The following is an 11,080-nucleotide window of genomic DNA, read 5'->3' as shown; positions in this document are numbered from 1 at the left end:
GGATTCACCATGGAGACACCCGCGTACGACAACACCACCACACCGGCCCGGCGGGCGCTGGACGCGCTGGCCGAGAACACCGCGGACACGGTGGCGCTGGACACGCTGGCGAGCAGTGAGGTCCTCGTTCCCGTCCCGGACGACGCCAGTGAGGCGGACGCCGCCGACCCCTCCGCGGTGGCGCTTCCGGTGATAGAGCAGCCGGACGGCGATCCGGTGGTGCCCGTGTTCACCTCGGAGGACGAGATGGCCGGGCTGCTGCCCTTCGTCTCCCGCTACCGGCTGGTGCCCCTGGGCGCCCTCGCCGCGGAGTGGCCCACCGACGAGCTGGCGCTCTCCATCGACGCCGCGTCCGCGCACCCGCTGACGCTGACCTCCGAGGGCGTACGCACCCTGCTGGGCGGCGCGCACGGATGAGCCGTAAGGGACGCCCGGGCCGCCACTGATCCGTTGAGCGGCTGAGGGAGGAGCGGCGCCGACCCCGCTCCTCCCCGGGACGCCCACGATCGACGTGACCCGACGATATGACCGCGGCCGTGGTGCCGTCGCTCCGCGATGCGCGGCCACTGTCCGTAATACGCGGTGGATTCGGGCGGTCGGCCCGAGAGCCCGCGGCCCACCCCGGCGCCGGCGTGCTGACCCGACCGGCCACGGCACCGGCTGCTACGCGTCGCGCAGAGTCCTCGACGGCGTCTCGCCGAACCGCTCCCGATAGCGCGACGCGAACCGCCCCAGATGCACGAACCCCCACCGGTGCGCCACGTCCGACACGGTCGTCGCGCCCGGCCCCACGGCCCGCAGCTCGTCCCGCACCCGCTGAAGGCGTACGTCGTACACGTACGCCATCGGCGACATCCCGACGTGCCTGCGGAACGCGTCCTGGAGCGTGCGCACACTGACCTGGGCGAGCTGCGCCAGCCGCGTGGCGTCGTAGGCCTCGGCCGGCCGCTCCTGTACGGCGTCCATCACCCGCTTGACGGAGGCGGGCCGCATCGGCGGCGCGGGAGCCTCAAGCTCCTCGCGGTGGGTGTGCTCGGCCGCCAGCAACACGCCTTCGAGCAGCGTCCGTTCCATCCGCGCCCGGATCAGCGGCCGGTGCAGCAGCCCGAGCGACATGTCGCGCTCCAGCAGTGCCCAGGTCGCCAACCGTGCCCAGCTGCGGCCCGGTCCGCTGCGCACGTCGACGGACGGGCCGAAGAGCGGCGCGCGGGACAGCGGCCGGTCCAGCAGGGACTCCAGGGCCTGGTGCAGGGACTGCTTGTCGATCTTCACGGTGAGCGCCTGGCAGTCGGGCGACCAGGCGTCGACGCGGATGTGCCGCGCGGGATCGAAGAAGACGGCGCTCCCTGTCGTCGCGAACACGACGTCGTCATGCCCCTGCTGCACGCTGAAGCAGCCGCTCACCGGCACGGCCACGTGATAGGCGCCCGGCGCGGCGAAGCCGGTGCGGATCTGCGTGCCGAAACGGATGTCGCCGACGGTGAGCAAGCCGAGGTCGAGCACGTCGAGTCTGGTCGACAAGTCCTCGCGGGGGCCGACGACTTGCAGATCCATGTCGTAGTAGTGGGCCGCGATCGCGGCGCGCGTCTCCTCCAGGGAGCCGGTCGCGTAGCTGCTGAAATCGGCGGCGGCCCGGTCGGGAGCCACGGTCACTGCGGGGTGTCTCCGATCTCTGCGCGCAGTTCTCCGTTCAGCATGGCCTCGGGTGTGGCCGGATATGCCCCGCCAGGTTCCGAATTTCACAGAGTCCACCCCGGGTTGAGGATTCCGTGAGCGCGCCCTTCACCGCCGTTCAAGTACCGCGGGACGCCGAAGGCGATGATCAGCCGCGCAGAGTGCGCTCCAGCGCGTCCCGCTGCAGCGGGAGCACCTCGGCGTGCAGCTCACGCCCCTTGCCGGTGAGCATCACCCACACACCGCGCCGGTCCTCCATGCACACGGAACGCTCCACCAGGCCGTCCTTCTCCAGTCGGCCGATCAGCCGGGAGAGCGCGCTCTGGCTGAGGTGGACCCGCCCGACCAGGTTCTGCACCCGGCACAGATCCCCCTCGGCGGGGGCCTCGGTGGCGAGGATGTCGAGCACCTCGAAGTCGCTCGCGCCCAGCCCGTGCGGGTGCAGCACCCGGTCGATCTCGCACATCGTGCGGGCGTGGACCGCAAGGATGTCCCGCCACTGTTCCTCGAGCCGGGTGCCGGCCGCGTTCACTGCCATGGACCCCATGTTAATGCGCGTGCATCGATACCGGGGTGGGGGCCTCAGCTGTCCTGGGTGATCCCGATCAGGTTGCCGTCCGCGTCCTTCACCGAGGCGATCAGCTTGCCGCCGCCGACGTCCGTGACGTCCTGGAGCAGCTCGGCGCCCGCCTCCAGCAGCGCGGCGAGCCGGGCCCTGATGTCCTCGACGTGCCAGTAGGGGACCGGGCCGGTCATACCGCGGGAGTGGCCGTTGGGGTCGAGACCGACGTCCTGACCGGCGTCCTTGAAGCCGACGTAGTAGGCCTCGTCGGCGTACGGCTCGGTCTGCAGCAGGGCGCTGAACACAGCCTTCGCCCGGGCGATGTCCTTGACGGGGTAGATGATGGTCTTCAGGCCGGCGGTCATGGTGTTCTCCTCCGTGGGGTGCTGCTTCGGTGGTTTCACCGTAGGCCGGGGGGCGGGATGCCGCTTCTCCGATCCTGACCGCTTGGACCACGCCCGACCGCGGGGACGACGAAGGGCGCGCAGCCGGCCGAGCAGCCGGGCAGCGCGCCCTTCGTCGAGATCATTCGCTCGGCGGGACAGACCCCGTCAGGTCGACTCGCGTCGCACCAGCTCCGTCGGCAGGATCACCGCGGCCGGGTCCTCGCCGCCTATCTGGGCCAGCAGCACGCGGACCATCTCCGCGCTGATCCGGTCCCAGGGCTGCCGGATGGTGGTGAGCTCGGGCCGGGCGGCCAGCGCGGCGGGCGAGTCGTCGAAGCCGCCGACCGCGACGTCCTGCGGCACCCGGCGGCCCGCCCGCTCCAGTGCGCCGAGCACGCCCTGCGCCATCAGGTCGGACGCGACGAACACCGCGTCCAGGTCGGGCACCTGCGCGAGCAGCCGCTCGGCGCCCGCCTCACCGCTGGCGCGGCTGTAGTCACCGGAGACGACGAGCCGCTCGTCGTACTCGATGCCCGCCTCGAAGAGCACCTCCCGGTACCCCGCGAGCCGCTCGACACCACCGGGGGTGTCCAGCGGACCCGTCACCACGCCGACCCGGCGGCGGCCCAGCGACAGCAGATGGCGCACCATGTCGCGGGCGCCGTCACGGTCGTCGGCCGCCACGTAACTCACCTTGGAACCCAGGCCGATCGGCTTGCCGCACGCGACCAGCGGTACGCCGGCCTCGCGCAGTTCCTCCGCGACCGGGTCCCCGGAGTGGCTGGAGACCAGGAGCACCCCGTCGACGTGCCCCGCCGTGATGTACCGCGTTATGCGCCGCCGTTCGTCCTGGGTGCCCGCCAGCATCAGCAGCAGCGGGATGTCGTGCGCGGCGAGTGCCTGGGTGCAGCCCCGCAGCAGGACGTTGAAGTTGGGGTCCTCGAAGAACCTCTCCTGGGGTTCCGTCAGCAGGAAGCCGATGGAGTCCGAACGTCCGGTGATCAGTGACCGGGCGTGCCGGTTGACGACGTAACCCGTCTTCTTGATCGCGGCGTTGACCGCTTCCTGCGCGGTCGGGCTGACGTAGTGCCCGCCGTTGAGCACCCGCGAGACGGTGCCTCGTGAGACCCCCGCCTCGCGCGCCACGTCGTGGATCGTCGGCGGTTTGCGCCGACCCCCCGCATTGTTCATGGTCATGACTTTACGGCCCCGGACAGCAGATCAAGGCTCCAGAACCGCTGGATGACCAGGAACAGAGCGATCAGCGGGAGCACCGCGAGGAACGCGCCGGTGATCACCAGGGTGTACAGGGCCGGGGTGTTGGCGCCCTGCTCCAGGAGCGTGTACAGACCGAGCGTGATCGGGAACTTCTCGTCGTCGCTCAGCATGATGTAGGGGAGAAGGAAGTTGTTCCAGATGGCCACGAACTGGAACAGGAACACCGTCACCATGCCGGGCACCATCATCGGCAGCGCGACCCGGGTGAAGATCCGCCACTCGCTCGCCCCGTCCATCCGTCCTGCCTCGACCACGTCGGCGGGCACGGCCGCGGCGGCGTAGATACGGGCGAGATAGACGCCGTACGGCGAGAGGATCTGCGGCAGCAGCACGGACAGGTAGGAGTCCGTCAGGTTCGCCTGGGCCATCAGCAGGTACTGCGGAACGGCCAGGATGATCGGCGGCATCAGCACACCGGCCAGCAGGACGTTGAACATCGTCTCGCGGCCCCGGAAGCGGTACGTCGCCAGCGCGTAGCCGCTGAACGCCGACACGACCGTCGACAGCAGGGCGCCGAACCCGGCGTAGAAGGCCGAGTTGCCCATCCACTCCCAGTAGACGCCGTCGCGGTAGGCGTTGAGGTCCTTGAGGTTGTCGACGAACCCGGTGCCCGGCAGGAAGGTGAAGGTGGAGAACAGCTCCTTGCCCGACTTGGTGGACGCGATGACCACCCAGGCCACCGGCAGCAGCGTGTACAGCGCGCCGATCAGCAGGGTGACGGTCGGGACGAGCGAGATCCGGCGGCGCAGCGGCGGCCCCTGGGCGGCGCCGGGCGTGGTGCCGGCCGCCGGCTCGCTCTTGCGGACGGCAAGAGAACTCATCGTGCTGCCTCCTGCTTCTGACGACGGTTCGCGGCCCGCAGGAACCCGAAGGAGAGCAGCAGTGTGGCGAGCGCGATGATCACGGCCTGGGCGGCCGCCGCGTAGATGTCGTTGGTGCCGAACGCGTCCCGGTACACCTTCATCAACGGGCTCCATGTCGTGGACACCGAGTTGGTGAGGGGTTTGAGGGTGGTCGGCTCGTTGAACACCTGGAGCGTGGCGATGATCGAGAAGAAGAAGGTCAGCACCAGCGAGGGCGCCACCATCGGGATCTTGATCTTCAGTGCGACCTGGAGCGGGGTGGCCCCGTCCAGCTTCGCCGCCTCGTACACCTCGACCGGGATGGCCTGGAGCGCGGTGTAGATGACGATCATGTTGAAGCCGGTGCCGCCCCACACCGCGATGTTGGAGAGGGCCACATACAGCGGACCGCCGTCGAGCAGATCCGGCTGCGGCAGCCCGAGCTTCTCCAGCACGTAGTAGAACGGGCTGACGTCCGGCAGGTACAGGAAGCCCCACAGCATGGCCGCCACGACGCCGGGAATGGCGTACGGCAGGAAGATCGCGAGACGGGTGAAGGGGGTGAACCGGACCTTGTCGCTGTCGAGCATCAGTGCGAAGAGCAGGGCGAGGCCCAGCATCACGGGGACGACGATGCAGCCGTAGCCGAGGACGCGCAGGGCGCCGTGCAGCAGCTCGCTGTCCTGGAAGGCGTCCGTGTAGTTCTCCAGCCCGGCCCAGACCTCGTCCCGCGCGCCCTTCCCGAGGCCGAGGCCCGAGACGTGCACCTTGCGGAAGCTGAGCCAGACCGCGTACCCGATCGGCAGCGCGAAGAACAGCGCGAAGAGGATCGTCGCGGGGATGAGGAAAGCGTACGGGGCCCCCTTGACCCCGTACGACTTCCGGCGTGCGCTCGTCACTCGGAGACCCCGAAGCCCTGCTTCTTGAGGTCGGCGACGGTGTCGTCCTGCATCTTGTCCAGGGCGGCGCCGAAGTCCGACTTGTTCTTGGCGGCGGCGCCGAACGCGTCCTTGAAGGACGTGTAGGCGACGTTCACGTTCGGGCCCCAGGCGGAGGGAGCCGTGGTCTTCGCGATCTCGGCGGCCTTCGTGTAGAAGTCGGCCTGGTTCGAGAAGTACTCGGGCGCCTCGGCGAAGGCACCGGAGGTCTGGGCGTTGGTGGCGGCCGGGTAGATGCCGCTCTCCTTGGCCAGCGCCGTCAGGGCCGCGTCGTCCGTGTTCAGCCACGCGGCGAACTTCGCGGCGGCCTCCTGGTGCTTGGAGTCCGTGGTGACGGCGGTGGAGGAGCCGCCCCAGCTGCCGGTGGCGTTCTCACCGGCGGACCACTGGGGGAGCGGGGCCATGGCCCACTTGCCCTTGGTGTCGGGCGCGGCCGTGGTCAGGGTGCCCGGTGCCCACACCGCGGAGACCCAGGCGATCTGCTTGCCGGTGTTCAGCGCCTTGTTCCAGGCCGGGGTGTACATCGGCTGGTTGTCGATGGCGCCCTCCTTGACGAGGCCGCCCCAGAAGTCGGCGACCTTCTGGCTGGCGGCGTCGTTGATGCCGACCTTCCACTTGTCGCCCTCGGTGGTCCACCACTTGGCGCCGGCCTGCTGGGCCAGGCCCGCGAAGAGACCGGAGTCGTTGGCGGAGAACGTGGTGAGGTCCGTGTCGGGGGACTTCTTCTTCAGCGCGCGGGCCGTCTCGGCGAACTCGTCCCAGGTGGTCGGGACGGTCAGGCCGTACTTCTTGAAGAGGTCCTGGCGGTAGTAGAACATCATCGGGCCGATGTCCTGCGGGACCGCGTAGACGGCGTCGGTGCCGAGCGTGGTCTGCTGCCAGACGCCGTCGGCGAAGTCCTTCTTGGCGTCGCCGACGTTCTTCGCTATGTCGGCGAGGGCGTCGTTGCTGACCAGGGTCGGCAGCGCCTGGTACTCGGCCTGGACCAGGTCGGGGGCCTTGCCGGCCTTGTGCGCGGTGAGGATCTTGGTGACCAGCGTGTCGCCGGACGCCTGCTTCTTCACCGTGACGGTGATCTGGTCCTTCTTGCCCTGGCCCTTGTTCCAGAGGTCGACGACCTTGTCCATACCGGGGGTCCAGGTCCAGTACGTCAGCGAGACCGGCCCCGAGTCGGTCTTGGTGTCGCCGTCGTCCGAACCGCAGGCGGCGAGTGCGGTGGCGCCGAGGACAACGGCGATGGTGGAAGCCACGAGGCGGCTGCGCTTCGTGATGGGCATGGATCTCTCCCCTGACCTGGGCCCCCGCCTGCTGCGGAAGGCCTGCCATGCGTCTGTGAGCGTTCACAGTAGAGAAACATCCCGGACACTTGTCAATGGTTGTTGCCATGCGGTTATCTAGGCACCGCACCGCTGATCAGCTGTGTGCACGTTCCCAACTGATCGATCAAAACGGGAGAAGATCCATGCCGGAAGCCACCCCCACGGGCCTCACCAGGCTCGCCTTCGGCGGGGACTACAACCCCGAGCAGTGGCCGGAAAGCGTCTGGCAGGAAGACGTCCGGCTGATGCGCGAGGCCGGCGTCACCATGGTGAGCCTCGGGATCTTCTCCTGGGCGCTCCTGGAGCCTTCATCCGGAGTCTACGATTTCGCTTGGCTCGACCGTTTGTTCGACCTGTTGCAGGAGAACGGCATCCGCGTCGACCTCGGCACCCCCACCGTGGTGCCGCCGGTCTGGTTCTACCGGGCCCACCCCGACGCCCTGCCCGTCTCGCAGGAGGGCGTGCGCTACGAGTTCGGCTCGCGCGGCGCCATCTGTCACAGCAACGCCGACTACCGCGCCGCCGCCGCGAACATCACCACCAGGCTCGCCGAGCGCTACGCCGATCACCCGGCGCTCGCGATGTGGCACGTGCACAACGAGTACGGTGTCCCCGTCTCGGCCTGCTACTGCGACTCCTGCGCCGCCCACTTCCGCCGCTGGCTGGAGACGACGTACGGCACGATCGAGGCCGTCAACGAGGCCTGGGGCACCGCTTTCTGGGGCCAGCGCTACGCGGACTTCGAGGACATCAACCCGCCGCGCCTGACCCCCACCGTCGGCAATCCGGCCCAGGCGCTGGACTACAAGCGCTTCGCCGACGCCACCATGCGCGAGAACTTCTGTATGGAGCGGGACATCCTGCACCGCCTCGCGCCCGGGATCCCGGTGACGACCAACTTCATGACCGCCCTCAGCCAGTGCGACTCCGTCGACTACTGGGCCTGGGGCCGCGAGGTCGACATCGTCACCAACGACCACTACCTGATCACCGACGGCCGCCGCACCCACGTCAACCTCGCGATGGCCGCCGACCTCACCCGCTCGGTGGCCGGGGGAGCGCCCTGGATCCTCCTGGAGCACTCCACCTCGGGCGTCAACTGGCAGCCCCGCAACCCCGCCAAGGCGCCGGGGCAGATGGCCCGCAACTCCCTCGCCCATGTGGCGCGCGGCTCCGAGGGCGCCATGTTCTTCCAGTGGCGCCAGTCCCGGCGCGGCGCCGAGAAGTTCCACTCCTCGATGCTCCCGCACGGGGGCACCGACACCCGCGTGTGGCGCGAGGTCGTCGAACTCGGCGCCTCCCTCGACTCGTTGAGCACGATCCGCGGCACCCGCACCGAGGCCGACGTCGCCGTCCTGTGGGACTGGCACTCCTGGTGGGCGCAGAACCTGGACTGGCGCCCCAGTGAGGACCATGACGCCCGCGAGCGCGCCGACGCCTTCTACGAGACGCTCTACGACCGCCACCTCACGGTCGACTTCGCCCACCCCGAAGCCGACCTGTCGAGCTATCCCCTGGTCGTCGTACCGGCCCTCTACCTGATGACCGAGGCGGCCGGCGCCAACCTCAAGGAGTACGTCGAGAACGGCGGCACCCTCGTCGTCTCGTACTTCTCCGGCATCGTCGACGAGCACGACGCCGTGCACGAGGGCGCCTACCCCGGCCCGCTGCGCGACGTCCTCGGCCTGACGATCGAGGAGTTCTCGCCGCTGCTCAAGGACCAGTCGGTGCGCCTCACCGGACCCGACGGCTCCGAGCTCAGCGGCGACGTGTGGACGGAGTTCGTCGTCCCGCGCGGCGCCGAGACCGTCTGGACCTACGCCGACGGCCTCACCGCTGGCCACCCCGCGGTCACCCGGCACCGCTTCGGCAGCGGCTCCGCCTGGTACGTCTCCACCCGCCTCGGCGCCGAGGGCCTCGACGCCCTGATCGGCTGGGCCGCCGAGGACGCCCGCATCGCGCCGCGCGCCGAACTGCCCCGCGACGTCGAGGTGGTGCGCCGCGCCGGCGAGTCGGGCACCTATCTGTTCGCGATCAACCACACCGGGTCGGACACCAAGGTGCCGCTGGAGACCTCCGGCACCGAGCTGCTGACCGGAGACCGCGCCGCCGGTCGCCTGGAGGTCCCCGCGGGCGCCGTACGGGTCGTACGACTCGACAGCTGAACCCGGGCCCTCGGGCCCTGTCGCCATTCCGCCTGCCCCGCGACAGGGCCCGCGGCCCCACCGACTCCCCTCCGCCCGTGCGAGCCGCGAGCCGCGGGTGGAGGGGCCCCTTCGTCGTCCCCGGCGAAGGCATCCCCAACCCCATTTGTCGAAGGGACGACGGACGAAGATGTTCCATCCCAGACGCACCCTCAGAGCCCTGCTTCTCCCGCTCACCGCGGGGCTCGCCCTCACCGCCCTGCCCGCGCAGACCGCCCAGGCCGCGAGCACGCTGACCAACGGCGGCTTCGAGTCCGACGGCGCGGGCGTGTCGGCCCCCACCGGCTGGTCCGAGTACGGCACGACCGCCGCCTCCTACACCGAGGCCGGCGGCCACGGCGGCAGTTACCGCCTCACCCACTACTCGTCCGCCGCCTACAAGGTGGAGACGTACCAGTACCTCTCCGGGCTGACCAACGGGAACTACAAGCTCACCGCGTGGGTCCGCTCCGGCGGTGGCCAGAACTCCGCCTACATAGCCCTGAAGAACTGCGGCGGCACCGATCAGCGCACCGACCTGCCGGTCTCCGCGAGCGGGTGGCTGCGCATCGTCGTGCCGGTCAGCGTGACCAACAACCAGTGCACGATCAGCATCAACAGTGACGCGAACGCCGGCAACTGGATCAACGTCGACGACCTGACCTTCGCGTCCGGTACGTCCAGTACGTCGATCAAGGGTTCCGACGTCTCCTCCCTCGCCAAGAGCGAGGCCAAGGGCGGCGTCTACAGGACCAGCTCCGGCACGACCGGCGACGCGCTCGCCATCCTCAAGTCCGCCGGACAGAACTACGCGCGCGTGAAGGTCTGGGTCAACGCGGCCGACGGCTACAACGGCAAGACCCAGGTCCTGGCGATGGCCAAGCGCATCAAGGCGCAGGGCATGAAGCTGCTGGTCGACTTCCACTACTCGGACACCTGGGCCGACCCGGGCGCCCAGACCGTGCCGTCCGCGTGGGCGGGCCACAGCTACAGCCAGCTCAAGACGGACGTCTACAACCACACCTACGACGTCCTCAACGCGCTGAAGGCGCAGGGCACCACCGCCGACATGGTCCAGGTGGGCAACGAGATCAACGGCGGCATGCTGTGGTCGGCGGGCTCCACCGACAACTGGTCACAGCTCGCCGGGCTGCTCAACTCGGGCTACAGCGCGGTCAAGGCGGTCAGCTCCTCCACCCAGGTGGCGCTGCACCTCGCCAAGGGCGGTGACCTGACCGGCACCCGCTGGTGGTTCGACAACGCGGTGGCAAACGGCGTGAACTTCGACGTGATCGGCCTGTCCTATTACGGCTACTGGCACGGCGCGCTCTCCGACTTCCAGACGACCCTGGACGACGCGGCCTCGCGCTACGGCAAGCCGGTCTTCGTCGCCGAGACGGCCTACCCCTTCCGTCTCGACAGCGACGACTCCTTCGAGAACATCATCGACCTCTCCAGCGAGCTGGTCTCCGGCTACCCCGCCACCACGGCCGGCCAGACCCGCTGGATGAACGACGTCGCCAGCATCGTGGAAGCCGTCCCGAACGGCCGTGGCCTCGGCGTCTTCTACTGGGAGTCGACCTGGACCGCGGTCACCGGCAACGGCTGGGACCCGACCGACGCGTCCTCCGGCAACGGCTGGGAGAACCAGGCCCTGTTCGACTACGACAACAAGGCGCAGCCCGCGATGGCGTGGTTCAGCCACCGCTAGTGCCGTCCGACGAGAGGCCCGGCCGCGCGTGCGCGGCCGGGCCCTTGTGTTGTCCTGTGTGAGTACCGAACCGCCTTTCCTCGCAAGTGCGTTCGGTACCGGACAAGGTGTGAGAAGTCCATCCATGACGGCGTCGACTGCGGGACAGTGGGAACACGCGGTACGAGGAGGTCGAACGGAGGGGCAC

At 69.4% G+C, this 11,080-nt stretch carries 10 protein-coding genes; 3 read left to right on the top strand and 7 right to left on the bottom strand.

Annotated features, from left to right (window positions below; translation table 11 throughout):
- Positions 1-9: 9 nt before the first annotated feature.
- Positions 10-417 carry an SseB family protein gene (locus OG885_RS05715; RefSeq protein ID WP_405726981.1) on the top strand — a complete coding sequence of 136 codons (408 nt, stop codon included), beginning with the start codon at positions 10-12 and terminating at the stop codon, positions 415-417.
- A gap of 246 nt (positions 418-663) precedes the next feature.
- Here the strand turns inward: OG885_RS05715 and OG885_RS05710 are convergent, their stop codons facing one another.
- The 7 genes from OG885_RS05710 to OG885_RS05680 all read right to left on the bottom strand — a co-directional run bounded on the left by OG885_RS05710 (position 664) and on the right by OG885_RS05680 (position 6,957).
- Entirely contained in the window at positions 664-1,653 is a 990-nt protein-coding gene (locus OG885_RS05710) for an AraC family transcriptional regulator (protein WP_405726978.1), read from the bottom strand.
- A 169-nt stretch (positions 1,654-1,822) separates the two neighbouring features.
- Entirely contained in the window at positions 1,823-2,212 is a 390-nt protein-coding gene (locus OG885_RS05705) for a MarR family winged helix-turn-helix transcriptional regulator (protein WP_405726975.1), read from the bottom strand.
- 44 nt (positions 2,213-2,256) lie between these two features.
- Positions 2,257-2,601 (bottom strand): VOC family protein, encoded by a 345-nt coding sequence (locus OG885_RS05700; protein ID WP_405726972.1) that lies wholly within the window; start codon positions 2,599-2,601, stop codon positions 2,257-2,259.
- Between the two features lie 186 nt (positions 2,602-2,787).
- Positions 2,788-3,819, bottom strand: coding sequence for a LacI family DNA-binding transcriptional regulator (locus tag OG885_RS05695; RefSeq protein WP_399954559.1), 1,032 nt, complete (start codon positions 3,817-3,819; stop codon positions 2,788-2,790).
- Entirely contained in the window at positions 3,816-4,721 is a 906-nt protein-coding gene (locus OG885_RS05690; RefSeq protein ID WP_405726968.1) for a carbohydrate ABC transporter permease, read from the bottom strand. Before OG885_RS05690 ends, OG885_RS05695 begins: the two co-directional genes overlap by 4 nt.
- Entirely contained in the window at positions 4,718-5,641 is a 924-nt protein-coding gene (locus OG885_RS05685; protein WP_405726965.1) for a carbohydrate ABC transporter permease, read from the bottom strand. The genes OG885_RS05690 and OG885_RS05685 overlap by 4 nt, the downstream gene beginning before the upstream one ends.
- Positions 5,638-6,957: an ABC transporter substrate-binding protein gene (locus OG885_RS05680; protein ID WP_399954566.1), complete on the bottom strand. Its 1,320-nt coding sequence runs from the start codon at positions 6,955-6,957 to the stop codon at positions 5,638-5,640. Before OG885_RS05680 ends, OG885_RS05685 begins: the two co-directional genes overlap by 4 nt.
- A gap of 185 nt (positions 6,958-7,142) precedes the next feature.
- Between OG885_RS05680 and OG885_RS05675 the strand changes: the two genes are divergently transcribed.
- Positions 7,143-9,164, top strand: a complete 2,022-nt coding sequence (locus tag OG885_RS05675; RefSeq protein WP_405726961.1) for a beta-galactosidase — start codon at positions 7,143-7,145, stop codon at positions 9,162-9,164.
- Between the two features lie 169 nt (positions 9,165-9,333).
- Positions 9,334-10,893, top strand: a complete 1,560-nt coding sequence (locus OG885_RS05670; protein WP_405726958.1) for a glycosyl hydrolase 53 family protein — start codon at positions 9,334-9,336, stop codon at positions 10,891-10,893.
- Positions 10,894-11,080 lie beyond the last annotated feature (187 nt).

The organism is Streptomyces sp. NBC_00028, from assembly GCF_045041065.1.
Taxonomy (GTDB): domain Bacteria; phylum Actinomycetota; class Actinomycetes; order Streptomycetales; family Streptomycetaceae; genus Streptomyces.
The sequence above is the reverse complement of the archived record's forward strand: the minus strand, read 5'-3'. Positions and strand labels throughout refer to the sequence as shown.